At 50.7% G+C, this 26,679-nt stretch carries 28 protein-coding genes and 1 other RNA gene; 18 read left to right on the top strand and 11 right to left on the bottom strand.

Annotation, left to right across the window (positions count from 1 at the left end; genetic code table 11):
- Window positions 1-34 precede the first annotated feature (34 nt).
- From NWAT_RS09015 to dcd, 4 genes are all read left to right on the top strand, one after another.
- Window positions 35-667 (top strand): TIGR04282 family arsenosugar biosynthesis glycosyltransferase, encoded by a 633-nt coding sequence (locus NWAT_RS09015; protein ID WP_013220788.1) that lies wholly within the window; start codon window positions 35-37, stop codon window positions 665-667.
- Window positions 668-833: 166 nt separating this feature from the next.
- Window positions 834-1,289, top strand: coding sequence for a hypothetical protein (locus tag NWAT_RS09010; RefSeq protein WP_232420085.1), 456 nt, complete (start codon window positions 834-836; stop codon window positions 1,287-1,289).
- 13 nt (window positions 1,290-1,302) lie between these two features.
- A complete protein-coding gene (yajC, locus tag NWAT_RS09005) occupies window positions 1,303-1,638 on the top strand; it encodes a preprotein translocase subunit YajC (protein ID WP_013220786.1) in 336 nt (111 codons plus the stop codon).
- A 58-nt stretch (window positions 1,639-1,696) separates the two neighbouring features.
- A complete protein-coding gene (dcd, locus tag NWAT_RS09000; RefSeq protein WP_013220785.1) occupies window positions 1,697-2,263 on the top strand; it encodes a dCTP deaminase in 567 nt (188 codons plus the stop codon).
- Here dcd and purN read toward each other — a convergent pair.
- Together purN and purM are read right to left on the bottom strand one after the other, a co-directional pair.
- Entirely contained in the window at window positions 2,244-2,876 is a 633-nt protein-coding gene (purN, locus tag NWAT_RS08995) for a phosphoribosylglycinamide formyltransferase (RefSeq protein WP_013220784.1), read from the bottom strand. The genes dcd and purN overlap by 20 nt on opposite strands.
- Window positions 2,873-3,949, bottom strand: coding sequence for a phosphoribosylformylglycinamidine cyclo-ligase (gene purM / locus NWAT_RS08990; RefSeq protein WP_013220783.1), 1,077 nt, complete (start codon window positions 3,947-3,949; stop codon window positions 2,873-2,875). Before purM ends, purN begins: the two co-directional genes overlap by 4 nt.
- A gap of 448 nt (window positions 3,950-4,397) precedes the next feature.
- Here purM and NWAT_RS08985 point away from each other — a divergent pair, with 448 nt between their 5' ends.
- The 9 genes from NWAT_RS08985 (at window position 4,398) to NWAT_RS17445 (ending at window position 13,132) form a co-directional block, all read left to right on the top strand.
- Window positions 4,398-5,453, top strand: coding sequence for a DUF2066 domain-containing protein (locus tag NWAT_RS08985; protein ID WP_013220782.1), 1,056 nt, complete (start codon window positions 4,398-4,400; stop codon window positions 5,451-5,453).
- A 131-nt stretch (window positions 5,454-5,584) separates the two neighbouring features.
- A complete protein-coding gene (locus tag NWAT_RS08980) occupies window positions 5,585-6,190 on the top strand; it encodes a CDP-alcohol phosphatidyltransferase family protein (protein WP_013220781.1) in 606 nt (201 codons plus the stop codon).
- A gap of 12 nt (window positions 6,191-6,202) precedes the next feature.
- On the top strand, window positions 6,203-6,901 hold the full coding sequence (gene hda / locus NWAT_RS08975; RefSeq protein WP_013220780.1) for a DnaA regulatory inactivator Hda: 699 nt from the start codon (window positions 6,203-6,205) through the stop codon (window positions 6,899-6,901).
- A 29-nt stretch (window positions 6,902-6,930) separates the two neighbouring features.
- Window positions 6,931-7,989, top strand: coding sequence for a hypothetical protein (locus NWAT_RS08970; RefSeq protein ID WP_013220779.1), 1,059 nt, complete (start codon window positions 6,931-6,933; stop codon window positions 7,987-7,989).
- Between the two features lie 36 nt (window positions 7,990-8,025).
- The gene (gene recJ / locus NWAT_RS08965) at window positions 8,026-9,750 is read left to right on the top strand and encodes a single-stranded-DNA-specific exonuclease RecJ (RefSeq protein ID WP_013220778.1); all 1,725 of its coding nucleotides are present in this window, start codon (window positions 8,026-8,028) and stop codon (window positions 9,748-9,750) included.
- A 12-nt stretch (window positions 9,751-9,762) separates the two neighbouring features.
- A complete protein-coding gene (locus NWAT_RS08960; RefSeq protein ID WP_013220777.1) occupies window positions 9,763-10,644 on the top strand; it encodes an NAD(+) kinase in 882 nt (293 codons plus the stop codon).
- Window positions 10,641-12,320, top strand: coding sequence for a DNA repair protein RecN (gene recN, locus NWAT_RS08955; protein ID WP_013220776.1), 1,680 nt, complete (start codon window positions 10,641-10,643; stop codon window positions 12,318-12,320). Before NWAT_RS08960 ends, recN begins: the two co-directional genes overlap by 4 nt.
- A gap of 26 nt (window positions 12,321-12,346) precedes the next feature.
- Window positions 12,347-12,817: a MarC family protein gene (locus tag NWAT_RS17450; protein WP_013220775.1), complete on the top strand. Its 471-nt coding sequence runs from the start codon at window positions 12,347-12,349 to the stop codon at window positions 12,815-12,817.
- A gap of 33 nt (window positions 12,818-12,850) precedes the next feature.
- Window positions 12,851-13,132, top strand: coding sequence for a multiple antibiotic resistance MarC-like protein (locus NWAT_RS17445; protein ID WP_013220774.1), 282 nt, complete (start codon window positions 12,851-12,853; stop codon window positions 13,130-13,132).
- Between the two features lie 79 nt (window positions 13,133-13,211).
- Here the strand turns inward: NWAT_RS17445 and NWAT_RS08945 are convergent, their stop codons facing one another.
- Window positions 13,212-13,823 carry a CPBP family intramembrane glutamic endopeptidase gene (locus NWAT_RS08945; RefSeq protein WP_041350640.1) on the bottom strand — a complete coding sequence of 204 codons (612 nt, stop codon included), beginning with the start codon at window positions 13,821-13,823 and terminating at the stop codon, window positions 13,212-13,214.
- 51 nt (window positions 13,824-13,874) lie between these two features.
- Window positions 13,875-14,354, bottom strand: coding sequence for a ferric iron uptake transcriptional regulator (fur, locus tag NWAT_RS08940; RefSeq protein ID WP_013220772.1), 480 nt, complete (start codon window positions 14,352-14,354; stop codon window positions 13,875-13,877).
- A gap of 143 nt (window positions 14,355-14,497) precedes the next feature.
- On the opposite strand from fur, the gene NWAT_RS08935 reads away from it, so the two are divergent.
- Window positions 14,498-14,992 (top strand): outer membrane protein assembly factor BamE, encoded by a 495-nt coding sequence (locus tag NWAT_RS08935; protein WP_232420084.1) that lies wholly within the window; start codon window positions 14,498-14,500, stop codon window positions 14,990-14,992.
- Window positions 14,993-15,026: 34 nt separating this feature from the next.
- On the opposite strand, the gene NWAT_RS08930 is transcribed toward NWAT_RS08935, so the two are convergent.
- Entirely contained in the window at window positions 15,027-15,332 is a 306-nt protein-coding gene (locus NWAT_RS08930) for an RnfH family protein (protein WP_013220770.1), read from the bottom strand.
- Entirely contained in the window at window positions 15,319-15,759 is a 441-nt protein-coding gene (locus NWAT_RS08925) for a type II toxin-antitoxin system RatA family toxin (protein WP_013220769.1), read from the bottom strand. Before NWAT_RS08925 ends, NWAT_RS08930 begins: the two co-directional genes overlap by 14 nt.
- A gap of 406 nt (window positions 15,760-16,165) precedes the next feature.
- Between NWAT_RS08925 and NWAT_RS08920 the strand changes: the two genes are divergently transcribed.
- The 3 genes from NWAT_RS08920 (at window position 16,166) to ssrA (ending at window position 18,993) form a co-directional block, all read left to right on the top strand.
- Window positions 16,166-17,752 (top strand): hypothetical protein, encoded by a 1,587-nt coding sequence (locus NWAT_RS08920; protein WP_157679868.1) that lies wholly within the window; start codon window positions 16,166-16,168, stop codon window positions 17,750-17,752.
- A 260-nt stretch (window positions 17,753-18,012) separates the two neighbouring features.
- Window positions 18,013-18,495, top strand: a complete 483-nt coding sequence (smpB, locus tag NWAT_RS08915) for an SsrA-binding protein SmpB (RefSeq protein WP_013220767.1) — start codon at window positions 18,013-18,015, stop codon at window positions 18,493-18,495.
- Between the two features lie 137 nt (window positions 18,496-18,632).
- Window positions 18,633-18,993, top strand: a transfer-messenger RNA (tmRNA) gene (ssrA, locus tag NWAT_RS16175).
- 151 nt (window positions 18,994-19,144) lie between these two features.
- On the opposite strand, the gene NWAT_RS16700 is transcribed toward ssrA, so the two are convergent.
- Genes NWAT_RS16700 through NWAT_RS08890 form a run of 5 tightly spaced genes read right to left on the bottom strand, consistent with a single transcriptional unit; the run spans window position 19,145 to window position 25,776 of the window.
- Window positions 19,145-19,492 (bottom strand): hypothetical protein, encoded by a 348-nt coding sequence (locus NWAT_RS16700; RefSeq protein WP_041350638.1) that lies wholly within the window; start codon window positions 19,490-19,492, stop codon window positions 19,145-19,147.
- A gap of 55 nt (window positions 19,493-19,547) precedes the next feature.
- Complete coding sequence (locus NWAT_RS08905) at window positions 19,548-21,047, bottom strand: type I restriction-modification system subunit M (protein ID WP_013220766.1); 1,500 nt, start codon at window positions 21,045-21,047, stop codon at window positions 19,548-19,550.
- Window positions 21,044-21,334 (bottom strand): nucleotidyltransferase family protein, encoded by a 291-nt coding sequence (locus NWAT_RS08900; RefSeq protein WP_013220765.1) that lies wholly within the window; start codon window positions 21,332-21,334, stop codon window positions 21,044-21,046. The genes NWAT_RS08905 and NWAT_RS08900 overlap by 4 nt, the downstream gene beginning before the upstream one ends.
- A 12-nt stretch (window positions 21,335-21,346) precedes the next feature.
- Window positions 21,347-23,020 carry a restriction endonuclease subunit S gene (locus tag NWAT_RS08895; protein WP_013220764.1) on the bottom strand — a complete coding sequence of 558 codons (1,674 nt, stop codon included), beginning with the start codon at window positions 23,018-23,020 and terminating at the stop codon, window positions 21,347-21,349.
- Window positions 23,017-25,776 (bottom strand): type I restriction endonuclease subunit R, encoded by a 2,760-nt coding sequence (locus NWAT_RS08890; protein WP_013220763.1) that lies wholly within the window; start codon window positions 25,774-25,776, stop codon window positions 23,017-23,019. The genes NWAT_RS08895 and NWAT_RS08890 overlap by 4 nt, the downstream gene beginning before the upstream one ends.
- On the opposite strand from NWAT_RS08890, the gene NWAT_RS16695 reads away from it, so the two are divergent.
- Window positions 25,763-25,981, top strand: coding sequence for a hypothetical protein (locus NWAT_RS16695; RefSeq protein WP_157679866.1), 219 nt, complete (start codon window positions 25,763-25,765; stop codon window positions 25,979-25,981). The genes NWAT_RS08890 and NWAT_RS16695 overlap by 14 nt on opposite strands.
- Window positions 25,982-26,679 lie beyond the last annotated feature (698 nt).

Below are 26,679 nucleotides of genomic sequence, written 5' to 3'. Positions count from 1 at the left end.
AATCCGTTTTTCGAAGTTGAACGTTGATTAGCTGATGGAATTCCCTGATGTTCGGCTGCTGGTTTTTGCGAAAGCGCCTGTTCCAGGGCGAGCTAAAACCCGCTTGATTCCGGCTCTTGGAGCCCGCCGTGCCGCATTGCTGCAATGGCGGCTTGCTGAGCATACCTTGGCAATGGCAACCGAGGCTAAGCTTTGCCCCGTGGATTTGTGGTGTGATCCAGATACCCGCCACCCTTTTTTTATTCACTGTCAACGCAAATTTGGAGTACCTTTACAAAGCCAGCGAGGGGCAGATCTTGGCAGACGAATGTATGGAGCCTTGACGGTTGCTTTACGGCAGGCGAAGGGTGCTGTGCTTATCGGTACGGATTGCCCCGGGTTAAATAGCGAAGATCTGCATGGGGCTTTCGCTGCCCTAGCCGCGGGTGCTGAGGTGGTTTTAGTGCCCGCTGAGGACGGTGGTTATGTCCTTATCGGAGTACGCTGCTGTAGCTGGCGGTTATTTTCTGGGATATGCTGGGGAAGCGATCAGGTGCTGCAGCAAACGCGTACCCGCTTGCAAATGCTCAATTGGCAGGGGAAAGAATTAGGGCCGCGATGGGATGTGGATCGTCCTGACGATCTGAAAAGGATAGAACAAGTATACCCTGATCTCCTAGCTATATAAGGTGCGGCGTAATATTTCCTCAAGATTTTTCTGAAGACGTAAAGGCGGCGGGTTGATATTAACGCGGTTCTTTATACCCTTCTTGCTTTAATTTGTGGCAATATGTGCGATTACGGGGGGAGAATCTTTATCCGGTTTGATTTTAAATTGAACATTGTATTGGTTTTTGAGCGAGGCGATGGGATATCATTTTCATGCATATGATGACGAGCGTTCCAAGGGAGAATATATGAAGTATAAAAGTATTTTTAGTTTTGCTTTTCTTTTGCTCGGCTGTGCTTTTATGAGCGCGGCGGTTTATGCGGAGCCTGTCGTTAAAGACCGCTCGGATATTGCCGGAAGCTGGGCATTAGAAAAGACTTCCCTAAAGAAAGATGGGAAAAACGGCAATAAAGAAGTGGCAACATGGGTCTTTCATACTGATGGAACGGTAGTGATTTCAGGCTACAATAAATTTCTTAAAAAAGATACTGAATTTACTAAGTCGTATGAAATTGATGAGGACTCCACGATTCATATCAAGGATAATTTAGGGACGAATAAATACCGGGTAGTCGAAAAAGGCGATCATGAAATGATTCTCAAGGGGCCTTACGGATACTATTTTTTTGAGAAGAATTAGAGGTTAATTAAGCGTGAATTTTTTTATTGCTGATGCTTGGGCCCAGAGTAGCCCGCCGCCAGGAGCGCCTGGAGATTTTTGGGTACCCTTGCTTATATTTTCCACCATTTTCCTCGTTTATTATTTACTTGCAATCCGGCCACGGTTAAAGCGTCATAAAGAACGACTTCGTATGCTGGCATCCGTGAATAAAGGCGATGAGATCATCACTAACGGGGGCTTATTAGGGCGTGTTCTCCAGGTAGGCGATAATTTTCTACTGCTGGAATTATCGGAAGGAATGGAAGTTAAAGTTGAAAAAAGCGCGGTATCTAGAGTGGTCCCCAAGGGAACGGCAAAGAGTTTATAGCCCATCCATAAAAAGGCCCGCCAGGTAAAATGGCGGGCCTACTGTTGCGCTCCGTAAAATGAGTATTAAATCCGATAAATGGATTCGTCATATGGCGCGAGAACACGGCATAATAGAGCCCTTCGAGCCGCGCCAGATCCGGGAAGCTAATAATGCGCGCATTATTTCTTATGGTACCTCAAGCTATGGTTATGATATTCGGTGCTCTAATGAGTTTAAGATTTTTACCAATATCAACTCGGCTATTGTAGATCCTAAGAATTTCGACGCTAGTAGTTTTGTGGATGTGCAATCCGATGTTTGCATTATTCCCCCTAATTCTTTTGCGTTAGCCCGAACGGTTGAGTACTTCCGAATTCCCCGTAGCGTTCTTACCATTTGCTTGGGGAAATCGACTTATGCCCGTTGCGGGATTATTGTTAACATTACCCCCTTGGAGCCAGAATGGGAGGGATACGTGACCCTGGAATTTTCCAATACAACCCCTCTGCCGGCTAAAGTTTATGCTAACGAAGGGGTCGCTCAGGTGGTATTTTTCGAGTCGGATGAGCTTTGCGAAACTTCGTACCGGGATCGTGGCGGCAAATATCAGGGCCAAATTGGCGTTACGCTTCCAAAGGCTTAATCCAAATAATTTGTTCACCTTCAAGGCGTATTTTTTCCTCCGCAAAGGCCCGTATCGCCTTAGGGTAAATTCGATGCTCTTCTTGTAAGACCCGTGCAGCTAAGGTTTCGGCGGTATCTTCAGGATAGACTGAAATTCGGGCCTGTAAGATAATGGGGCCTCCATCGACTTTATCGGTGACAAAATGGACGCTAGCGCCATGTTCCCTCATGCCCGCCAGGAGTACGCGATGGTGGGTATCCAGGCCAGGAAAATTCGGCAAAAGGGACGGGTGAATGTTGATCAGATGTCCCTGATAATGACGGACAAACTTACTGGTTAAGATGCGCATAAAGCCAGCGAGCACCACTAATTTGGGTGTGTAACCGTCAATTATCTTCATTAGTGCCTCGTCAAAGGCTTCCCGGCTAGGATAATGGCGATGATCAAGAACTTGGGTTTCGATCCCTGCGCGATGGGCCCGTTCGAGACCCTGCGCTTGGGAGTTATTACTGATAACGGCGCGGATTTCTACGGGTAATTGTCCAGTTTGAGATTGATCGAGAATAGCTTGGAGGTTGCTGCCCCGCCCCGAAATGAGAACCACTATGGGTAAGCGTTGGGTAGAGATCACAAGGGGCGCTCTGTGTTAAAGATGACCCTTTGCCCATCCCTTACTTGAGGAATAATTCGCCCTATCAACCAGGCGGACTCGCCCCTGTCTTTTAAAAATTCCAGGGCCTGTCCGGCATCTGCTTCATCTACGCAGGCCACCATGCCAATTCCGCAATTAAAAGTACGATAGAGTTCCTGCTCAGAGAGATTACCTTCTTTTTGCAGCCAATCGAAAATAGGCGGGCGTGGCCAGCGGGACGCATCGATTTCAGCACTAACCGTTGGGGGGAGCACTCGGGGTAGATTTTCTGGCAACCCGCCCCCAGTGATATGGGCTAAGGCATGTATCTCAATAATTTCCAACAGCTGTAGCAGAGGCTTGACATAGATACGGGTAGGGGTCAACAAGACATCGCCTAGGGTTTGGCCCGCCAAGGGGGTATTCAATGGGCAGCGGCTGCGTTCCAGAATTTTGCGGATCAGGGAATAACCGTTGGCATGAGGCCCGGAAGAGGCGATTCCAATAAGATGATCGCCAGCCTGCACTTGACTTCCATCAATAAGACGTTCCTTTTCTACGACCCCGACACAAAAACCGGCTAGGTCATAGTCGCCTGCTTGGTATATTCCTGGCATCTCCGCCGTCTCTCCCCCTACTAGCGCTGCCCCGGCTAATTCGCAGCCATAGGCAATGCCTTCGATGATTTCAGCGGCGGTATCAACGTCTAATCGGCCTGTAGCATAGTAATCCAGAAAAAATAATGGTTCGGCTCCCTGGACGATAATGTCGTTGGCGCACATAGCGACCAGATCGATCCCAATGCTATCGTGACGATTGAGCTGAATAGCAAGTTTGAGCTTTGTGCCTACGCCATCGGTGCCTGCCACCAGTATGGGATGCTGATAACGATGGATGGGGAGTTCGAATAAGCTGCCGAATCCTCCTAGTCCAGTTAATACGCCAGGGCGGGTGGTTCGATTCGCAGCGGGCTTTATCCGCTGGATAAGTTGATTACCGGCCTCGATATCAACGCCAGCGGCGCGGTAGCTTAAAGGCGAATGGGAAGAGGGAGGCAGTTTCTTTTTACTCATAGAGTAACTTTGATTTAGCCCGTTTGAGTACGTTGCTTACGCATTGTAATTATCAACTTATTTGCTTGCCGGCTGTGCTCGCTTGCACTCTGCGTGCTTTCTGCTTTGATGAGGCTCCTTATAGCTCAAGGATCGTCGTTTTCCGCCCCGATGGTAGGCTGGTGGAGAATTGTTCGAAGGGTTTTGCGTTTTGGTGCGCTTTTTGGCGGCGACCCCCTCTCCTAGTTCGATGCCTATTATACCTAAACCCGTTGGCGCAAACAGCATTTTATGCGACTCTACGGGTTATGCTTCACAACTTGGCTTGGGGACAACGGCGTATGCTCCCGCATTTCTTCAAGGTTACGCTTCTAAATGAAAGAATGATGGATTTAATTTAAAAGTTAAGGAATGCCCTAGTTCTTTGCTTTGAGCTAGCGTTGCTGAATCCACATGATAAACTAATGGGATGAAGCAAGTTATTTTGGCAATGGTGATATTTTATGGGATGCCATTAGAGGCTCAAGCGATAGGAACGGTGGATCTTTATGAAGCCCAGGTGCCTGTAAGTAATCAAACCCCGGAGGAGCAGGCGAGGGCGGTGAAAGAGGCTTTCCAAAAGGTGTTATTAAAAGTGATGGGAAATCAGGGTACCTTGGATCGCGCACCCCTTGCCTCATTGCTTGAGAAGTCCTCCAGCTTGGTTCAGAAATTTCGCTATAATGCTTCTGATGAGGAAAACGGTGAGGCGACCTTCTGGGTTCGTTTTGATCCACTAGGCGTAGAGCAATTGCTACGGCAAAAAGCACTGCCCGTATGGGGCCGGGTCCGTCCTACTGTATTGTTATGGGTTGCGGTTGAAGAAGGCAGGCGCCGCTATTTGGTAGATGCAGACGCCAGTTTGCCTACTGCTGCAATCCTGGAAGAGCAGGCGGGAGTACGGGGGATACCCGTGATTTTTCCTCTTTGGGATTTAGAGGATCAATCTCAACTGTCCTTCAGCGATATTTGGGGTAACTTTCCCGAGCCCATGCTGGCTGCTTCCAATCGCTATCCCGCTTCGGTGCAGCTAGTGGGGCGTTTATCGCACCAGAATGAGGACGACTGGCAGGCCCGTTGGACTCTTTACGGCGCTGGTAAAGTGCGAGACTGGCGGGTTAATGGCGAGTTTGCACGAGTGTTGCGTACCGGTATCGATAAGGCAGTGGATACGATTGCCGCCCAGATGGTGCCGGCTAGCGGAAATAACCCCCTATCCTCGGTGCAGGTTAGGGTGACCGAAGTAGCCTCTTTTATGGATTATGCCCGCCTCTTCTCTTATCTTAGTAGCCTTAGCCAGGTGATTGCCATGGAGCCGGTACAATTATCCCAGGCAGAAGTAAAATTTAGGCTTGAGTTACGGGGAAAGCCCGAGGGGTTAGCCACCTCCATTCGCTTTGGAAGGGTTTTAGCGCGAGCAACGGAAGTTATGGAACCAAAAATAGAGCCGATTCCCATGGAATTGAATTATCGGTTATTACCTTAATCTTGATTGAATGTTTATGTTGGATCCGGCTAGAAGGAAAGGAAACAGAGAGTAATGTTAACTTGGTGCTCATGGCTTATGGCGGAGGGAAGAGCGCCCTCCTGACTTGAGGCAAAGGTTATAGCGGTATTATGCAAGTAAGAGATATCCCCAACCTTCTTACTGGAATACGCATCTTGTTAGTGGTGCCGCTCATCTATGTATTGCTTGCGGAAAACTACTGGCTTGCTTTATGGATTATTTTTGTGGCGAGCATTTCTGACGGTTTAGATGGATTTCTTGCCAGGCATTACCATTGGCAGAGCCGGCTTGGTTCAATTCTTGATCCTCTAGCCGATAAGCTATTGTTAATCTCGAGCTTTATTATGCTAGCTTGGCTGGGCCATCTACCCTATTGGTTGATGCTGCTAGCCCTTGGCAGGGATTTTGCCATTATGCTAGGCGGTGTTGGCTATCATTTTTTTATTGGTCCTTTTGAAATGGAGCCCGTTCCCCTCAGTAAGCTGAACACATTATGCCAAGTATTATTGATTATGGCTGTTATAATCGCCCAGCTACCAGGATTGGACATGTTCCAATTAACGGATTGGCTTATTTATTTGGTGGCGGTTACTACTATTTTAAGCGGTATGCAATATATTTGGCATTGGGGAGGACAGGCTTGGCGGTTGAGCAGAGCTCAGAAAACAGAATCTGAATCTCACCGGCGGCGGCCGGAAAGCACAAATCGCGGGTGAAGGATTTCGCGCTTGGTTACTCAGCAACTTCCTCTGCCCATTGGCGAGTCCGGTGCTCCCAGTTTTGAGAATTATTACCTTGCTGCGGCTAACCGCGAGCCTATTGCAGCGGTAGAACGCTGTGGGCAAGGAAAAGGAGAACGTTTTCTTTGTCTCTGGGGACCTTCCGGGGTAGGGAAAACTCACTTATTGCTTGCTGCTTGTCAGATCGCGGCCCAAGAGAGCGAGCGGGTTGCTTACGTTCCCCTGAAACGGGTCGGTATCATGGCGCCCGAGATTCTGGGAGGATTGGAGGCTGCAGCCTTCGTTGCCATTGATGATATCGATCATGTTGCCGGTTACCGTCATTGGGAAGAGTCCTTGCTTCACCTTTATAATCTCCTGCAGGAGGAGCAAGGTCGGCTCCTGCTGGCTTCCACCGATAAGCCTAGTACGCTCCATTGGCTTTTACCCGATCTTCGCTCCCGCTTAGGATGGGGGGTGGGTTATCAGCTCCAGCCCTTGGACGATCATCAAAAGCATGCTGCGTTACAATTCCAGGCCGCGAAAAGAGGCTTAGAGTTGCCCGATGAGGTGGCAGGTTTTTTATTACGCCATAGTGAGCGGGATATGCACTCTTTGAGCAGTATACTGGCACAATTAGAGCGTGCCTCCATGGCGGCTCAGAGGCGGCTGACAGTTCCTTTTGTACGGCAAGTTTTAGGTATATAACCCCGTTAACCGCAATAGGACTTTTCATTTTGTTGTTTCGAACTCCACCTTTACATTTAACGCTTCTAGTGCCAGGACTTGCTCAGGCGCTAGCAGCAAGCGTTATAGAGGGGGAGGGGGCACGGCTACCCTTTCTGGAACGCATCATAGGACAGGCAGACGTAGAGGCGCTTACCACACCACTGTATGAAACTTTGCTCTTTGCTTTATTTGGCATTTCTCAATCGGGAACGATGGATGTTCCCGTGGCACCACTCATGTATTCCTGGGATAAGGGCGGTGGTTCCCCTGAGCCGGGGTGGTGGTTACGGGCAGATCCCGTCTGTTTACACCCTGATCGGGATCGGCTTGTGCTTTTTGGACCCTCCCACCTACAGTTGAGCAAAACTGAGTCCCAGTCCTTAGCGAAGAGGGTGGCGCCCTTATTTACTGAATATGGTTGGCAGTTTGAGGCCCCAGAGCCAGATCGCTGGTATCTTCGATTGCCCCAGCAGCCAGAGCAGGTCACTTTTACCGCTTTGGCCGCGATCGAGGGAAAGTACATTGAACCCGGACTCCCTTCGGGTCCCAATAGCTCCCGCTGGCGGACTCTGCTTAATGAAATCCAGATGCTTCTCCATGATTGCCCTACTAATCTTGAACGAGAGCAGCAGGGGCTTCCAGTAGTGAATAGTGTATGGTTCTGGGGAGCGGGGGAAGCGCCATTATGCCCAATTTCGCCGCCGTGGCGGCAGATTGGCTGGGGCCAGGATCCCCTTCTTCAAGCCTTGGCTGCTTATTGCGAGATTCCAAGCAGGCCCGTGCCGGAAGGGGCTAAAGCTTGGCTAGTACAAAATTCAACCATACCGGGTAACTATCTGGTGGGATTAGATTCTTTTTTGGCAGTACCCGATTTTTTTCATTGTCCTGAAGCTTTGGAAGCATTGGAAGAGAATTGGTTGAGTATTTTATATGCGGCCTTACGCGACAGAGAATTGGCCAGCTTAACCTTCTATCCGATGAACGGATGTTGCTATCATTTAACTTGGCTGCAAAGCTGGCGTTTATGGCGGCGTCCGCGCTCTCTTATAAAAAGCGCGGGGGGTTAAGCCCATAAAAAAAATTAAAGTACTAAACGATTATTAATGGCGGAGAAGGTTCTCAAACAGCGGCCCGTTAACGAGCTTGAATGGCCAGAGGCAATCCATCCAGTATTACGCCGGGTATATGGTGCGCGAGGGATCAAAGCTCCGGATGAGCTTGACTATACCCTGGAGCGTTTACCTTCCCCTTGGTTGCTGAGCAATATCAAAACAGCCGTGACCTTATTAAGGAAGGCCCTAGCGCGGGATTGGCGGATTTTGGTAGTCGCTGATTTTGATGCGGATGGCGCCACTAGCTGCGCGGTGGCGGTGCGGGCGCTTCGCTTAATGGGTGCTCATAAAGTAGATTATCTGGTCCCCAACCGTTTTATCCACGGCTATGGCCTTACCCCTGCCATTGTGGCGGAAGCGGTAGCCCAAGGCCAGCCAGATCTCATTATTACCGTGGACAATGGGATATCCAGTCTTGACGGGGTACAAGCGGCGCGGGCGGCCAATATTCGCGTGCTTATCACGGATCACCACTTGCCCGGAGCATCCCTGCCAGCCGCGAATGCTATCGTCAACCCTAATCTTCCCAATGATCCTTTCCCCAGTTCTTGCCTTGCAGGGGTGGGCGTTATTTTTTATGTCATGCTAGCTTTACGTGCCCACCTAAGGGAGCAAGGCTGGTTCGCCCACAGAGATGAGCAAGAACCAGCGCTTGCCCCCTTGCTGGACTTGGTTGCGCTTGGCACGGTCGCTGATGTCGTGCCGCTGGATCAGATTAATCGAATCTTGGTTGCCCAAGGACTGGCCCGGATTCGGCAGAGTCGCTGCTGCGCTGGTATTCAGGCGCTCGTGGCTTGTGCCCGACGCCCTCTTGAGACCTTGGCCACCAGCGATCTGGGTTTTGCGGTAGGGCCACGGCTCAATGCTGCAGGGCGTTTGGAGGATATGAGCCTTGGTATCGCTTGTTTATTAACCGATTCCCTGGAGCTGGCGCAGCAACAGGCCAATCAACTTGATAGGCTTAACCGTGAACGGCGAGAGATTGAGTCGACTATGCAAGCACAAGCAGTGACTCACCTGGAAAATTTAGTTTTTCAAGGGGAAGAGAAGGAGCCCCTAGGGTACTGTTTATTTGATGAATGCTGGCATCAGGGCGTAATCGGTTTGCTCGCTGCTCGAATTCGGGAAAGGGTCTATCGCCCGGTAATTGCTTTTGCCCCCCATGATAGCGAGGAGTTGAAGGGATCGGCCCGTTCCATTCCGGGGCTTCATATTCGGGATGCCTTGGATAGAGTAGCAACTTGCTATCCCGATTTGCTGACTAAATTTGGTGGCCATGCGATGGCTGCCGGTTTAAGTTTGCGGCGGGGCCATCTAGAGCCCTTCCGCGTTGCTTTTTTGGAGGTACTGGAAACTCTGCTTGATAAGGAAGCCTTAGAGGATGTTATTCTCAGCGATGGCAACTTAGAACAGTGGGATCTAGAAATGGCGGAAACCTTGCGGGATGGAGGCCCTTGGGGGCAGGGATTTCCGGAGCCCTTGTTTGATGGGGTATTTCGGGTAGCAGGATTTCGTATTGTGGGCGAAGCTCACCTTAAGCTGATGCTGGCTACGCTTGATGGCCAGCAGCAATTGGAAGGGATTGCCTTTCGTTGCCTTCCACCTGATGGATTCGCGCCTGGCGTAAAAATAAGGCTTGCTTATCGGTTGGATGTCAATATATACCGAGGTTCGCGGACGGCGCAATTGATGGTGGAACATTTAGAGGTGATTTAAATTTAGGTAGATATGGCAAAGCCTTTTAAAACTATTGGACTCATCGGCAAGCAAAAGGATCCCCGGATAGCCGAGTCATTACAGCAGGTTGCTGATTTTTTGGCAGCAAAAGGGCTGACGCTTATGATTGATCAGGAGACAGCCGCCCTTTTTCCTAGCCATCATTGGGAAGCCGTAACACGCCATGAATTAGGACAGTGTTGTGACTTAGCGATTGTTGTTGGCGGTGATGGGACTTTACTCCATGTTGCACGGAGTCTAGCGGACTCGGGAATTCCCTTGCTCGGTATCAAACTGGGCCGGCTTGGATTCCTTGCTGATGTGTTACCGGAAGCCTTAGGTACGGATCTGGCTGCGGTGTTAGCGGGGCACTACCGGGAGGAGGAAAGATTTTTGCTCCAAGCGGAGCTAGAGCAAGGGAGCCAATCCTGCCTTATTGGCACGGCTTTTAATGATATCACCACACATATTCGAGAAGTGGTCCGCCTGATTGAGTTTGAAACTTATATCAACGGTCGTTTTCTCAATAGTCAGCGTTCCGATGGTTTGGTAGTAGCGACGCCCACCGGTTCTACCGCCTATGCGCTTTCTGCAGGTGGCCCCATCTTGGATGTCAATCTCAACGCGATGGTGCTGGTTTCTATTTGCCCCCATGCCCTCAGCAACAGACCCCTTGTGATTGATGCCGATAGCTTGGTTGAAATCGTGATTAGCGAATATAACACTACGCCGGGCCAAGTGAGTTGCGATGGCCAGCCTGGCATAGTCTTAACGGTAGGTGATAAAGTCAAGATATATAAGCGGCCAGGCAAGGTTCGGTTGATCCATCCGGCGGCTCATGATCACTATTCCATTTTACGTGCCAAACTGCACTGGGGGCGAAAGCTTGAGTGATTAGAGAGTTGCTTGTTCGGGATCTCGCTATTATCACTGAGTTAGTGCTGCCTCTGGAAGCGGGGATGACAGCCTTGACAGGCGAAACCGGGGCGGGGAAATCTATCTTGGTGGATGCGCTGGGGCTAGTATTAGGTGACCGGGGAGATGTAAGTTTAATACGCCATGGCCAAGAACGGGCTGAAGTGAGCGCTATTTTTGAGATTGGCGCTAATAAAGCCCTATCTGTTTGGCTTCAGGGGCGAGACCTGGAACAAGATGAAGAATGCGTGTTACGGCGTATATTAAGTCGCGAGGGTCGATCACGGGCCTATATTAATGGGCGTCCCGTACCTATCCAAACATTGCGGGAAGTGGGGAGGCATCTGGTGGACATCTATGGCCAGCATGCCCACCAATCTCTGTTGCAGCCTGGCGTTCAACGGTCTCTTCTGGATGCCTATGGCGCTCACACCTCACTTCTTGATGAGTGGGGTCAAGCCTATCGGCATTGGCGGCGACTTAGCCAAGCGTTAGAGAATCTGAGCCAAACCACTGGTGAACAGGTTGCTCGTCTGGAATTGCTCCGCTATCAGGTTGAAGAGCTGGAGGCTTTTCGGGCTGAGCCAGGAGAGTTAGTGCGGTTAGAACAGGAACAGCAGCAGCTGGCCCATGGGGCTGAACTGGTGCAAGGGGTTGAGCTGGCGCTGGATTTGCTGTACCAAAACGAGCAGGGAGCAGTTTATGCGTTACTTGGAAAAGTAAATCGCCAACTGGCGCAATTGCGAGCTATCGATCCTAAATTGAACCCTCCGGTGGAGTTACTGGAAGGCGCTGCTATTCAAATAGATGAGGCCGCTGGCGGGTTACGTCATTATTTGGATTCCATGGACGTTGATCCAGAGCGTCTAGGGTGGATTGAGGAGCGTCTATCTAGTTTCTACGATTTAGCGCGCAAGCATCGTGTTGCACCGGCAGAACTTCCAACGTTGGCGGAACATTTGGCCTCGGAGCTTGAGCAGATGGAGAACATTGATAATCGTCTAGGCGAGTTGCAAGAGGAATGTACTGCTGCTTTGCAAGCATGCCAGGCTTTAGCTGCCGATCTCAGTAAGGCTCGCGCTAGTGCGGCGATAAAGCTGGCCCAGGGGGTCACCGAGGTGATGCAGTCCCTGGCCATGCCGGGAGGCTGCTTTAAGGTTATTCTGGCTTCCTTGAAAGAGCAGGAATTTTCAGCCCATGGCGCAGAACAGATTCAGTTTCAGGTGAGCGCCAATCCTGGTCAGCCCCCGGGTTCTTTAAGCAAAGTTGCTTCAGGAGGAGAGTTATCACGTATCGGGCTAGCTATCCAGGTGTTGACTTCCCAATGGGGTAGAGTTCCGACCTTAGTCTTTGATGAGGTAGATGTGGGCATTGGGGGGGCTGTGGCAGAGACTGTGGGCGCCCGGTTGCGAGAGCTTGCTAAACATCGGCAGGTACTCTGTGTCACTCATCTTCCTCAGGTCGCCGCCCAAGCGCATGCTCAAATACGGATAAGCAAATCTTACCAAAAGAAAACAGCAACGGTTGAGCTTACCTGTCTCGATAAGGAAGATCGAGTAGAGGAGATTGCCCGTATGTTAGGAGGACGGGAAATTACTGAACGTTCCCGTGCCCACGCCCGTGAAATGCTGGAAACAGTCCGGCAGATAAAGTAAATATCCGTTGATAGGGAGATGAGCGCATGGGCTGGGAGTCGCTGGGAAATTTTAACTGGCAATTATTGGGTAGCTTTTTTGCGGCGTTGGTGGGGGTGCTGAATCCCGTTGAAAAGATTGCGGTCTGGTCTGATCTAACCGGTGATTTGCCCCCACCCGTTCGTTTTCGGTTAGCTTTATGGAATTGTCTGATTGCTGCAGGACTATCGCTCTTATTCTTATGGCAGGGCCAGTCCATTTTAAGTTTTTTTGGAATTCAGCTCCCCGCTTTTGAAGTGGGGGGAGGCGCCCTTCTATTTATTACGGCGGTTTCCCTCTTTGAAGGAAAAGTAAGGGAAGAGTTTCATCTCCCGCAGAATGGAAAATTGGAGCCAAATTTACCGCTTATACAGCCATCTCCCATTCGGGATAGGCTTGCTTGGGCTGTTTCTTTTTTTCGTAGCCATCAGCTACCTCTTGCAGAACAAGAAAAACCAGGAGTTTCCCCTGCACGCTAAGCCTGGCGCTTGCTTCCTTCCACCATAGTGCCAATGGCGGTTCCCTTATTGGCGGGCCCGGGGACGTTGACCATAGCTATTCTTTTTGGCCTCAAGGCGGAGGGTCGGGGTGAGTTTTTACAGCTTTCCGGGGTGCTATTACTGAGTCTCTTTCTTGCCCTGGGTTTTCTTAGTGTTGGTCCCTGGCTTGAGAGACGGGTTGGAAAACCTTTACTTTTGGCTTTGATGCGGGTTTCCGCTTTGCTGCTGGCGGGGGTTGCTGCTCAGCTTATCCTTGAAGGATTGGAACCAATTGTGTCAGGAGTTGCTCTATAGGGGGATTCAGGTAAGCGTGAAGCGGTGAACAGGCGGACGGATTCTTTTTTGCCTGGGCAGCTATTATTCTCAGGAAGGATTACAGGGTTCGGCTTGTCCGTTTTAACCGAAAGGCGCGGGCCACGATCAGGAGAGCGAAGAAGTCATAAATAGTATGCACCAGCATGGGTATGAGTAAATTTCGCTGCCCGCCAGCATCAAGCAAGAGACCAAGATAAGTGCCCATCAACCCTGCTAGTAGCGCGTAGGCGTAGGTAATGAAGTGGGCTAGGGCAAATATCAGATTGCTACCTATTAAACCTAGCGTGGTTCCTCCTGCGGCCTCTATCCAAGGTTGCAGGAAGCCTCGAAAAAACAATTCTTCGCAAATACCGGCAAGCAGCGCAATGAGTAGCAAATCGTACCAGCGGCAAGTATTCAGATAAGGGCCTAAAGTTTCGATTAGAAACCGCTTGATGGGCTCTAATGGCCCTACTGGAAAGTGGTAGGAGAGCCAAAAGAGCACCATCAAGGGCAGGGTTCCAACTACCGCTAATCCAAACGCGGGCCAGCTAAAGATAAGGTGGGCAAGTGGATCAATGCCGGCAAACCATCCCAATATCCAGCCTACAAGCGCTAGCCCACCTTCAAACAACATCGTTAGGGTGAGAAAACTTGCCCGGTTGAGAAGAGGGTGAGGAGAAGAGGCCAATATTTTTGCAAAAATTCAGGGGGATTGTGTTTTCCAAAGGAATACGATACGTCAAGTTTTCTTTGCTTTTTGGTCCTTACCGAACTCAGCCTGCTGGCAGTCAGCACAGATACCATAAATGTAGAGGCAATGATCCGTCATATTGAAGCCGGCTTTACGAGCAAGTTCTTCTTGCTGCTTTTCGATAATTTCATTTACGAACTCTTCGATTTTACCGCAGCGAACACATAATAAATGATCATGGTGCTCGCCACTATCCATTTCGAATACGGAATGGACGCCACCACTCTGGCCTCCTTCAAAATAGTGACGGGAAACAAGGCCAGCAGCTTCGAATTGGGTAAGTACGCGATAAACGGTAGCAAGCCCAATTTCTTCACCTTGATCAAGCAAGGCTTTATAAACATCCTCCGCGCTCATATGGCGCTGAGAACTACTTTCCAGGATTTCCAGCACTTTAAGGCGTGGTAAGGTTACCTTAAGGCCGGCTTTGCGCAGGTCTTGGCTTTCCAAGATATGGGTCCTCATCATAGAATGTTCTTAGGGGGTGTACTGCCAGATATCATCGCTCTCCGTTACTAGAAGGACAGCAACCGTTAACGAATCCTTAACTGTCTATTATATAATAAATAATGTTTAAGCTTCTCATTTTTATCGTTGGATGTGCAAGTATTGTGCTGAGCGGATGTAGTATTGAGCGTTTGCCGGGTGTTTATCGAATTGATGTCCAGCAAGGTAACGTTATTACTCAAGAGATGCTGGAGAAGCTAAGCCCAGGGATGAGCAAGCAGCAAGTGAGCTTCGTGTTAGGTAATCCTCTACTAATTGATAGCTTCCATCCCGACCGCTGGTACTATATTTATAGCTTCAAGCCGGGTAACGAGCGCCGGAAGCAACGCACCATTACTATGTGGTTTGAGGAAGGTAAGCTTTCCTATGTAGGTGGAGACGTTGAAATAGGTCCCCAGAGGGGATTACAACAGGAACGAAGAGAAGGTCCCGTGTCAATCTCCGTGCCGCCGCGCCAAGAGGATGAGGGCTTGTTAGGAAGCTTGATGGATATGCTGGATTTTAGCGACTCTTCTGAGGATGAGGATACAAAAGAAAATTTGCAGAAGCGTAATAAAGACACCGCTTTACCGCCTGCCCTGGAGAGCGAAATCAACTAACTAAGATATCTAATTAGACTGAGTGTGAAATGAATTATTCGTGCTTTGCCTGCCGAGCTTTAGCGACTCGCTCCCGGCGAGCTTGCTTGGGATCAGCAATGAGGGGCCGGTAGATTTCTATCCGGTTACCGAGGCAAAGGGGTGCATCCCGCTTGGCCAATTTGCCAAAAATGCCTACTTTATTTTTGTCCAAATCGATTTCGGGGAACTGTTCCAGAATACCTGATGCCTGGATGGCAGCTTCCAAAGTGGTATTTTCAGGCACGGATGCTTTAAGGATAACTTGCTTATCAGCACGGGCATAGGCCACTTCAACGGTCATCATTTTAACGTTGACCATAGCAATCCTTGGCCCGGTTGCAGAAAGAATCAACGAGCGATGCGGTGATTTCGCTAAATATGGGACCGAAAGCCAGACTAATGAGCCGGTTTGAGAATTCAAATTCCATGGCAAGTGAGACCCGACAGCCCTCGGTCTCCCCGATGGGATCAAAACGCCAAAAACCTTCTAGATGATGGAAAGGTCCCTTGACTAAACGCATCTCAATAATCTTGTTTTTTTGCATTCGATTATGGGTGGTAAACGATTTATGGAGCGCCCCACGGGCGATTTCAATAGTAGCATAAACTTCGTCTGCATCGCGGCTGTGGATTTCAGTGGCGCGACACCACGGAAGAAATTCTGGATAAGATTCAATATTATCCACGAGGGCAAACATTTCAGCCGGAGAATGGGGAACTAACGCGCTGCGGTTTAATGTAGTCATAGAACGTATAGTTTAATCGATTTAGAGCACCACTCGCATCAAGAAATATAATAATAACCACTATCAGGGTAATAAAACGAGTGAGATAAGTTAGGATGGATATCCTTACCCATCGCCCATATTTAAATCCTCCGGTACCTGAATTAGGGTACGGAATCTAACCGATAAATGCGACAATATCTTTCGAGAATAACATAATATTAGGAGCTTTATTCTCTTTAATTTACAGCGAAAGTATGCATGGGTAAATGAAATTTTGGTGGTTCCACCGGCCTAATTTCGCCATACTTTTGGCAGGAATCTCAATGCAAAAGCATTGAATTATCCTTTATTAATGTAATAATCGCTTATTTTTACCCCATTGTTTCTTAAATATTTACTAACCTAGAAGAATTCTCTCTGATGGTTGAAAGTTTCGGCGCCATCTTTGGCATGGTGTTTGCTGATACATAAAAATAGCCAAGCTGTTTTACTGCATGGCGCTAATGTCGAAACCAGTGATTTGGGTTTTGTTGAAGGTGCCTGGAGTGGTGCGTTTATTGATTACGCCTTTGATAAAACAGATACTTTCATGGGGACAGGGGGGCGTATCCGTGGCTCGACATTCATTGTTTCGACCCCCTCACACAGCCTGGATCGTATCCACTACACGAGATGTAAACATTCAATTATTCTATCTAATTCACTGGTTTTCTTACTAAATCAACTAGGAGACCGGTTAGATCCCTGCAACCCTTTCTATGTGAGGGACTTGTCCAGCTACATTGGCGGCAAAAATAAAATGCGTAAGTGGATCAAAACCCTTTCAAAACGCAAAATCTACCTTGCGCGTATCGCTAATCTTGAAATTAGCACCGACTTGGACGTGCGAGTTATCCCAAGACAACTTCCCGTTATTGGCGAGGATTTTGCTAGTTTTAGCGATTTTCTGAGTAATACTGTTTCGGCGCTGGCAGAGAATGCCCGGGACCCTAAACGGAAAATAAAATACCATCCTGTGTCGACAATTTCTTCTGGCTACGATTCTTCAGCTGCGGCCGTTCTGGCCAAGAAGGTCGGATGCAAAACCTGCTTGACTATCGCAAATGCACGGGATGATTTAAACGAATTTACAAACCTTGACGATAGCGGTGCACCGATTGGCGATCGTTTGGGGCTAATAGTGTGCGAGTTTCGCAGAGATCAATATTTAAAATCAGCAGATTATCCAGAAGCTGAGTTCCTTGCATCCGGAACGGGCGGCAATGATGTGATACTTGCCGATGCTGAGCCCAAACTGGCCAATTCATTGCTCTTTACAGGGTTCCATGGTGATAAGGTATGGCAACGAAATAAAAAGAAAGTAGCTGACGGCGATATGATCCGTGGTGATACCAGTGGCTCTTCTTTGCTGGAATTCCGCCTTCGCACTGGCTTTATTCATTTACCGATACCGTGTATTGGTGCAACCCGTCAGACGATAATATCGGAGATATCCAATTCACCCGAAATGAAACCTTGGTCGGTTGGTGGCGCATATGATCGACCGATTCCAAGGCGGGTTGTTGAAGAGGCGGGTGTGCCAAGAGAAATGTTTGGTCAAGAAAAGAAAGCGGTTGGGCAGCCATTCAACGCTACTCCCAACGTATCATTAGTGCATGGCAGGCCGCTGCAACAACTACTTAGCCAGAATTCGTATGCAGATTTCCAGATCTGGCTAAAAAATCTAAGTTGTAAAGATACATTGCTCAATAATCGTTCATTTAAATTAATGCGTTTTCTACATTCACCCTTACCTTGGCGGATAAGAAATTTGTTGTATACAATAGGAATAGTCAAACGAACAATTAGTCTATTAGATGAATTTCGCTATACTTATCCGCTCACCGAGCATGATTATTTATTGCAATGGGCCATTGAAAAAATGGCGCATGTGTATGACGTTGATCATTCAGATTTACCGCATAATTTAATCCCCTCAAAACCACTAAACACCACGCAGCAAGCGGTTTAAGCCTTGACAGGGGCTCATTTAATCGCAATTGTTAGAAAACCCAATTTTCCCCAAGCAGAAAGGTCAACCTAAGACAAGCAACGGGATAATGCTGCAATGATATTTAGAATTTTGCATAATAAATTATGCAGTAGTGCTTATTGTATTCGGTAGGTTATAATTTAGAGAACCTAGACCCTAGGGGACAGAATCAAAGCGCGCTTCTTCTGACAGCTAAATTTGAAGCAGCCATAATAAAATGCTAGGTTATACTGATAGTTATGGCTAAAAGCAAAAAGAAACCGTCTGGTAATCCAAGTAATATCATTGCTTTGAACCGCAAGGCGCGCCATGATTATTTCATTGAGGAGCGTTATGAAGCGGGCCTTGTACTTGAAGGCTGGGAGGTCAAGAGTCTGCGGGCAGGACGAGTACAGTTGAATGAAGGCTATTGCCTTCTTAAAGGAGGGGAGGTATGGCTGTTCGGTGTCCATCTCAGTCCTTTGAACACCGTTTCGACCCACATTCATCCGGACCCTTTGCGAACCCGAAAACTGCTACTTCATGCCAAGGAACTGCGTAAACTCATCGGGGCGGTGGAACGCAAGGGCTATGCCTTGATCCCCTTGACCTTATATTGGAAAAGAGGGCGCGTAAAACTGGAAATTGCCTTAGCCAAGGGTAAGCAGAAGTATGACAAACGTGCTACTGAAAAAGAAAAGGAATGGACGCGGCAGAAAGAGCGTTTATTAAAAGTCCATTAACTCTGTTTGGCAGGGAACTTCTATTTTGGTTACACTGTCTCATAGAGTAGGTTGAAAGGCTGGCTGGATTTCTGATGAAAGGTAGCGATACGGCCTCTTGCCCATAGTAACAAAAATTTTTCTTAACCGATTCCTGAGGGGGCGACCTGGCTTCGACACGGGTAGCAAAACCTAAGGGGCATGCCGAGGTGCAGTGACCTCGTTAATCACGCTGCAACATTATAGTTGCCAACGACGACAACTACGCACTCGCTGCTTAAAACCCAGTAGGGTGCCGTCTGACTGAAGCCGTGCTTGTGCGTTCAGATTTCAGGCGTCGATTCTCACAAGATCGCGGTGAAGCTCTCCCAGGGTGGACCCGCTAAAACTTTACTGGGATCGCCGTGTGTTTTCCTTGCCCGTCGGGTAGCAGGCGGTTAAATTAATGACTGGGCTATGCATGTAGAACCGAAGGCGGAGTACTTGTGGACGCGGGTTCGATTCCCGCCGCCTCCACCAATTGAACATCCAGCGAAATCCAGAAACATCCCAAAGCCCGCATAACAGCGGGTTTTTTTGTGGGTTTTTGGTCTCTGGAAGGCCAGCAACATTCATTGACATCCGGGGGCAATTGGGGGCAAGCGAGTTGCCCCCATGCCACTGACAGATACTACGATTCGTAACGCCAAGCCTGGTGATAAGGCCAAAAAGCTGTTTGACAAGAGTCAACACTTTGACCAATATGCCCCATATCGTGCCCCTTTCCCGCCAGGCCGTAGTTATCCTGGACGAGCTGCGCCCCTTTACCGAAGGCGGGCGCTACGCGTTCCCGAGTGCGCGGAGCATGAGTGGTAACGCCATTCTTGCCGTGATGCGGCGCATGGGAGTAGCCAAGGAAGAGATGACCGGCCATAGCTTCCGGCCCGAGACGCTTGGCTGCTTCGGCCATGGCTTTTACCGGTTCAAGCTGAATGCCGGGTCCCGCATAACAGATGGAATGCTGGGCAGGCAGTGGCAATCAACTCAGCAATACGGCTTGAGGAGAGGCGGCAAAATAATGGCTCTGTGTTCATTTATCCCTGATTTCCCCCTGCCGCCAGCCCTGCCAGCACTTCCCGGAAGCTGTTCAGGCCCGCTTCTAGGTTCTCGATGATCGCTTCCGCCAGCTCCTCGGGCTCGGGAAGATTGTCGAGATCCGTCAGGCTTTTATCCTTAAGCCAGAATAGGTCCAGGCTGGTCTTGTCCCGGGCGGCCAGCGCCGCATAACTGAATTTGCGCCAGCGGCCTTCCGGATTTTTCTCCGGATGCCAGCTCTCCCGGCGTTCATGCCGGTTGGTTGGATGATAGCAGGCGATAAACTCCGCCAGGTCCTCATAGCGCATAGGCTTCTTTTTCAGGGTGTGGTGGACATTGGTGCGATAATCGTAGTACCACACTTCCTTCGTCCACGGGCGCGGGCTGGCCTCCCGGTTATCGAAAAAAAGCACATTGGCCTTGACCCCCTTGGCATAGAAGATACCGGTGGGGAGGCGCAGGATGGTATGCAGATCGGTGTTTTCCAGTAGCTTGCGGCGGATCGTTTCGCCGGCGCCGCCCTCGAATAGCACATTATCCGGCACCACCACGGCCGCCTTGCCGGTAGACTTGAGCAGAGCGCGAATGTGCTGAACGAAGTTGAGTTGCTTATTGGAAGTGGTGGCCCAGAAGTCCTGGCGGTTGTAAGTCAGATCGTCGCTCTCCTGCTCTCCCTCCTCGTTGGTGAAGCTCATGGCGCTCTTTTTGCCGAAGGGCGGATTGGCCAGCACATAATCATAGCTCTGGCCGCTGGGGGCCACCAGGGCATCATTGGGGGAGATGGCGCTCTCCCCGTCGATTTCCCCGATGTTGTGGAGGAACATATTCATCAGGCACAAGCGCCGGGTATTGGCGACGATCTCGTTGCCGTGGAAGGTCTGATGCTTGAGAAACGCCTTCTGCGCTTTATCGAGGGAATAGTGCTTGGGATCGCTCAGGAAATCGTAGGCGGCGAGGAAAAATCCGCCAGTGCCGCAGGCCGGATCGGCGATGGTCTTGCCCGGCTCGGGGCGCACGCATTCCACCATCGCTTTAATGAGGGCGCGGGGGGTAAAATACTGGCCCGCCCCGGACTTGGTGTCTTCGGCGTTTTTCTCCAGCAGCCCTTCGTAGATATCGCCCTTGATGTCGGCCCCTATCATCACCCATTGAACGCCGTCCACCATCTTGATGAGGCGGTAGAGTTTGGCTGGGTCCTGGATCTTGTTCTGGGCCTTGGTAAAGATTTGGCCGAGCATCCCCGGCCGCGTGCCCAGCGCTCGCAGCAACGCGATATAGTGTCCTTCCAGCTCCGCCCCCCGCTTGGTCTTGAGGCTCTGCCAGTTATATTCCGGCGGAATCCCCACCTCATGGCGATAGGGCGGTTGGCTGTATTCATCCGCCATCTTGAGGAAAATGAGGTAGGTGAGCTGTTCCAGGTAATCCCCATAACCCACGCCGTCGTCGCGCAGGGTGGTGCAGAAGCTCCAGACCTTGGAAATGATGGAGGCGGTGTTCATAGGACCACCGCTTCCTTCACTATCTGGTCGCGAAGGTGCCTGTTGAGTTCATGTTCCGGGATCACTTCCACCCGCCGCTGGAGCAACGCCTCCAATCGCTCCGTTAAAGGCAAGCGTTGCGCGAACAGATCATAACCCCGGGGGAATTCCACCAGCAAATCCACGTCGCTATCGGGCCGTTCCTCGCCCCTGGCGACGGAGCCAAAAACCCGGATGTGGCGGGCCCCATACTGGCCCCCCAACGCGGCGATGGCCTCTTTGTTAGCACGCAGCTCATCTAGTAACATGGGGGTTCCTCGTCATTTCATCATCCTTTCCTTTATACTCGATCTGCCCATGATTGCCTCGTCTGAGGTACCCTTTTCGATCCCGGTTTTCCTTCTGGGCTTCCGGGCGCGCCGCGTTGGGCTGGACATTTTTTCCTTCTCGGCGCGAATACGTTCCAGCAGCTTGGAGGCGGGTTCGTCTTTGGGGTCCTGGGGGACAAGCTGGCCGGAAAAAGCTTTTTTGAGGATGGATTGGCGGAGGGATTCTAATCTTTGTAAATTTCTCTCTATTTCTGCCTTGACTGCTGATATTGCCGTAAGCTGTTCTTCCAACCTTGACACAATTATTTTCTGTTCCATTAGAGAGCAATAAGGAATTGCAAGAGCGCTAATGGTCGTCTGGCTTACCGTATTCTGTCCCGCGCTTGATACTTTGTTTAACTCAATGTAGCGACGAACAATCTGGGTATCGAAAAGCATTTGAATATAGCTTGGTAGCACTACTCCCTGTGAGAACCGAAACCGAATGAAATGGTCGCAGTAGGCCATTACATTATCGTGTTTAAACAGTATCATTCGTCCCACTAGGTTCGGGCTGCCATTTACTCGGATACATAAAAGATCATTCCTGCTGAGTTCATATTTTTGGATTTCTATATCGTCGAGTTTTATAGATCTTAAATTTGAGCCGTCTATTTCCTGATTTTTAACATCAGCTAGCCTAATTACAGGAATTGGTTTACCCGAGATACCTTCTCTCTTCGCTAATCCATTTTGAGCTGATTCAAACAACTCTCGGAGTTGAATACTGATCCAGCCGTTTGGAAAATTTTTAGGTGTTGTAAAACTGTTAATCTTTATAGCTAAAGGCTTCTTAGGCTTCCCCGGCTTCTTCCCCTCTTTCCCCGTTGCCTCCCACGCTTTGACGGCGGCCTTCCATTCCTCCAACTGCTGCTGGTAGCGGGCTTCACGCTCCTGCTGGATGCGGGCGAGGAGTTGCTCGGGCGACTCCAGCTTGTCCTGGTTCTCCTCCCGCCACCGGGCGGTGAGCTTGCCCTCGAAGGCATGTTTGAGCACCGCTTGGCGATAGACCTTCAATTGCTCGCGGGCGGTCTTGAGGCTTTCGATGCCTTTATCCAGTTCGGAGAAGAGTTCTTCGATTTTGGCGACGATGCGCTGTTGTTCGTTTAGGGGAGGAAGTGGGACAGAAATTCTCAAATAATCATTAAACTTCAAATTTCGAAGATTATTGCTGCCAGCTTGATATCTGACAACCTTGCCGCTTTTATAGAAATAGCGAAGATAATTATTTAAGTAAGCCGATGATATTTCATACGCAGGTCGAATAAGGCGAAAAAAATTAGTACAAATTTTTGGTATCTCAGGATTTTGGAGAAGCACGGATTTTTCGATTAAAACCGTTCGTCCTACTGGCTGTTCGGGGCCTCCCCCAGAAATCTCAACAAGAATATCACCGTCCATTAATTTTCTAGACGCAAGGCTGGATTTTTTGATACGTCGGGGCGCTGCTGTACGACCTTTCTCCTGATCCCAATTGTGAAGCTCAGAAGCGCGAATACACCGGACATCAACATATTCGAGATCGCCGAAACTGGGTTCTTTCCCCCAGTCCCCGCCAATTGCAAATACAATTAGGTCGCTCAATGACGCTGAATTCCAGCTATGCGGTAAGCTATTATTGTTCACGCAACCAGCGCCTCATTCAACTCCCCCATCACCTCGTCCATCCTGTCCCCAAATAACTGATACATCCGCCCCATACCCCCTTGGGCATCAAAGGGCGCCATCTCCAGATCATCCTGCTCGATATGGAAAGAGCTGATGATATGATCGCGAATCATCCGCAGCCAGGCCATCTGCTCTTCGTTGAATTTCTCCCCCGCGCCGCTGTGGCGGTGCATGATCCAGTGCTGGAAATTGCGGCGCACGGTGGCCGCATAGGTAGATAGCTGGGAGTCCAGCCCGCAGACCCGGCGAATGAGCGCCACCAGGGCAGTCAGCTCGCTGATGGGGTGGTCCCCCTGATAGTCATCTAGGTGCGCGTAAGCCTGCCAGACCCGCAGGGGGGCAAGCTTGGGGCGGTCCTGCTTGAGCCGCTCCAGGAGCGCTTTGATCATGGCGTAGGTCACCTCGGCGCGGCGGGCGGGTGTCTGGAAGTAGATAGCTAGGGCCTCAATGTCGTCCCGGTGCTCGTTCAGATACTGCGCAAATTCCTGGACCAGCGTCTTGGCGTTCTCGGTGCTATCCCCCGCCCACCCGGCGCGGAGCAGGGTATCCAGATTGTCATGGTCGAGGGTCTGTTCCTTGTCCCGGCGGATGCCATCGATAAGCGCAATCAAGGGGCCGGTGAAAACCCGGGCTGCTTGGCCTACCAATTGGTCCCGGGCCTTTTCCCGCGCGCTATCGCCTAGCTCGCCAACGCCGGTAATTTGCCGAGCCTTCTCTTCAATCCGGTCCGGGTCCATGGCCTGGACGAGGGCGCCGACGATATCGGTTAAAGCCATGCCGCCAGCGGCTTCCTGAATGCGGGCCTTGTCCTTGTCGTTAAGCTGTTGGTCGAGGCGGGCCAGGCGGCCGGCAAGGGAAGAGACCGTGTCTTCGTCCCGCGCGCCCATCATCACCCCCATAGCCAAATCCTTGAGGGACACTGAGGGCTTGGTGATCAGGGGCTGGCTGGCGGTTTTCAGGGATTGGGTGACGCCGATGGCATCCACAATGACATAGTGGGTCTTGGCGGTGGCGGCCGAGGGGGTGACCTTCCTCAGGCTATCGGCATCCAGGGTCCGGGTGCCGCGCCCCTTCATCTGCTCAAAGTAGTTGCGGCTTTTGACATCCCGCATAAACAGCAGGCATTCCAGGGGCTTTACATCGGTGCCGGTGGCAATCATATCCACCGTGACGGCAATCCGGGGATAATAATCGTTGCGGAACTGGGCTAGCACCGATTTGGGGTCTTCCTTGGCCTGATAGGTCACCTTCTTGCAGAAGGGATTACCCTCGCCAAACTCCTCCCGCACCGTCTGGATAATGTCATCGGCATGGCTGTCGGTTTTGGCGAAAATAAGGGTCTTGGGTGCTTCCTTGCGACCGGGGAAGATCTCAGGCAGCTTTCCCTTAAAGGCGCGAATCACGGTGCGGATTTGATCCGGGTTGACGATGTCCCGGTCCAGTTGCTTGGCGGCATAAGCCTGCTCTTCGTCCTGGGTTTCCCAGCGCCGCTTGCGGGTGAGGCGCTCGCGCTTTTCCACCTGCTGATGGGCCTTGAGGGTGCCGCCCTGCCGGGTCCGCTCAGTCTCAATCACATAGACTTCATTGCCCACATTGACGCCGTCGGCCACGGCCTGTTCGTGGCCGTACTCACTGACCACGTTCTTGCGGAAAAAGCCGTAGGTGCGATTATCCGGGGTGGCGGTCAGGCCAATCAGGAAGGCATCGAAATACTCGATGACCTGCCGCCACAGATTGTAGATGGAGCGATGGCACTCATCAATGATGATGAAATCGAAAAACTCCGGCGGGATTTTGCCATTGTAGACCACCGGCAGGGATTGCTTGGGTTTTAGCCGGCGCTCGGCGGGGTGGTTCTCCTCGGCGGCTTCATCCAAAGGCTCATCCTTGAGCAGGGCGTACATGCGCTGGATGGTGCTGATGCAGACCTGGCTGTCCCGGGCCACGAAAGACGACTTGAGGCGCTGGACATTGTAGAGCTCGGTGAACTTGCGGTTATCGTCGTTGGGCAGAAAGGCCATGAATTCTTGCTCGGCCTGCTCCCCCAGGTTTTTGGTGTCCACCAGAAATAAAATGCGCTTGGCGTCGGCGTGTTTGAGCAGCCGGTACACGGCGGTAATAGCGGTATAGGTCTTGCCGGCGCCGGTGGCCATCTGCACCAGGGCGCGGGGCCGATCCGCCTTGAAGGAGGCTTCCAGGTTTTCAATGGCCGTGATCTGACAAGCCCGCAGGCCAACGCGCGCTAGCGGCGGCAGGGCGTGCAGCCGGGCGCGCAGGGAAGCAGGCTGAGTCAGCCATTCGGCCAGGCTCTCCGGACGGTGGAAGTTGAAGACCTCGCGGGAGCGGGGCTTGGGATCGCGGCCATCGGTAAAGCGGGTGATAATGCCGGTGCTTTCGTACACAAAGGGCAGCGGCGCTTGGTTGTTGACCCATTTGAGGGTGGCGTGGGCATACCCCGTGGACTGTTCCTCGACGGTGGTAATTTTCTGTCCCCAAGCCTCGGGCTTGGCCTCGATGACCCCGACCGCCCGCCGGTTTACAAACAACACATAGTCCGCCGGACCAGCATCGGTCCGATATTCGCGCACCGCAATGCCCAGACCGGCATTAAAGTCAAGGGCTTGACTATCCTGCGCCACCCAGCCGGCTGCCTGGAGTTGAAGGTCAATCCGATCACGGGCTACCTGCTCTGGATGCTGGTTGGAGGAGGTCATCAGCGGCGTTTATGGGAGTTTTGCTGGCGGCGCAAGAAAGCCTATCCCCAAGCGCCGGGGAGCGTGCTTTGAAGAGCGTGGTGCTTGCGGCGCCAGGCGTTTATCTATTTGCTTCTTGCTTCTCGTCATGTTGCGCTTGTTAAAGGAGAGGGGGCGCCAGGCGTTTACCCTCAGCCCCCATTTCTCCTCCCTCTCGGAGGACTAACGTTTTGTTTGTCAAGCTTTTCCCTGCGCAGTAGTATACTACCTGAGAGGTTCTCGGATGAAAGCGCGTTAACTTGATAACGGCTGTTGCAAGTCAATCTGAACTTGAATTCACCGTCGGATTACGCCTCAATCCAGGGGGAGTGGAAATTACCGGCAACCCTTGCCGCTGGTCAGCGTACTTCTTCATTCAACTAAAAGGAGAGAACCGTTATGAATTATGACTATACCGACGCGCAAATTAACGGAGACCTGGGGACTCTCCAATACGGTTTTGATCCGAAAGCAGCCTGAAGGCTGATCGAACACTGGTTTACTTGCCTCGATGAAGACGAACCCTTGAACTACCGTTTACTCCGTCAGTACCTCATTCATGGGCTTGGAGAAATCCGCAAGAGCAAAGCGCCGGGGGTGGCATTGGGGCTAAAAAGGGCCAAGAAAGTACAAGGAAGGACGGAAAGCAAGTAGATACAAAAGTTTCTGGCTTTTTTATTGTCCAAAGTAGCCTAAATAGGCTATTGCTATCCAAATGTAACAGGGGCTAACCTTCGCGGTATTCCAATCACTGAAAAAGGAGTACCGTCATGGCGCTAACCGATGTCTCCATTTGCAATACCAAACCGCAAAACAGGCCCCGCAAGCCCAACGGCGCTCGCTGGTGGCGTTTCGATTACCGCTTTAAGGGAAGGCACAAAATAA

The organism is Nitrosococcus watsonii C-113 (assembly GCF_000143085.1).
In the GTDB taxonomy this organism is placed as follows: domain Bacteria; phylum Pseudomonadota; class Gammaproteobacteria; order Nitrosococcales; family Nitrosococcaceae; genus Nitrosococcus; species Nitrosococcus watsonii.
This window is presented reverse-complemented; position numbering and strand designations above follow the sequence as displayed.

Coding starts and splice junctions, on each gene's coding strand:
- NWAT_RS09015 (WP_013220788.1), top strand. CDS start 35: ATGGAATTCCCTGATGTTCGGCTGCTGGTTTTTGCGAAAGCGCCTGTT.
- dcd (WP_013220785.1), top strand. CDS start 1,697: ATGAGTATTAAATCCGATAAATGGATTCGTCATATGGCGCGAGAACAC.
- purM (WP_013220783.1), bottom strand. CDS start 3,949: ATGAGTAAAAAGAAACTGCCTCCCTCTTCCCATTCGCCTTTAAGCTAC.
- NWAT_RS08985 (WP_013220782.1), top strand. CDS start 4,398: ATGAAGCAAGTTATTTTGGCAATGGTGATATTTTATGGGATGCCATTA.
- NWAT_RS08980 (WP_013220781.1), top strand. CDS start 5,585: ATGCAAGTAAGAGATATCCCCAACCTTCTTACTGGAATACGCATCTTG.
- recJ (WP_013220778.1), top strand. CDS start 8,026: ATGGCGGAGAAGGTTCTCAAACAGCGGCCCGTTAACGAGCTTGAATGG.
- NWAT_RS08960 (WP_013220777.1), top strand. CDS start 9,763: ATGGCAAAGCCTTTTAAAACTATTGGACTCATCGGCAAGCAAAAGGAT.
- NWAT_RS17450 (WP_013220775.1), top strand. CDS start 12,347: ATGGGCTGGGAGTCGCTGGGAAATTTTAACTGGCAATTATTGGGTAGC.
- NWAT_RS17445 (WP_013220774.1), top strand. CDS start 12,851: ATGGCGGTTCCCTTATTGGCGGGCCCGGGGACGTTGACCATAGCTATT.
- fur (WP_013220772.1), bottom strand. CDS start 14,354: ATGATGAGGACCCATATCTTGGAAAGCCAAGACCTGCGCAAAGCCGGC.
- NWAT_RS08930 (WP_013220770.1), bottom strand. CDS start 15,332: ATGGTCAACGTTAAAATGATGACCGTTGAAGTGGCCTATGCCCGTGCT.
- NWAT_RS08925 (WP_013220769.1), bottom strand. CDS start 15,759: ATGACTACATTAAACCGCAGCGCGTTAGTTCCCCATTCTCCGGCTGAA.
- smpB (WP_013220767.1), top strand. CDS start 18,013: ATGGCTAAAAGCAAAAAGAAACCGTCTGGTAATCCAAGTAATATCATT.
- NWAT_RS08905 (WP_013220766.1), bottom strand. CDS start 21,047: ATGAACACCGCCTCCATCATTTCCAAGGTCTGGAGCTTCTGCACCACC.
- NWAT_RS08900 (WP_013220765.1), bottom strand. CDS start 21,334: ATGTTACTAGATGAGCTGCGTGCTAACAAAGAGGCCATCGCCGCGTTG.
- NWAT_RS08890 (WP_013220763.1), bottom strand. CDS start 25,776: ATGACCTCCTCCAACCAGCATCCAGAGCAGGTAGCCCGTGATCGGATT.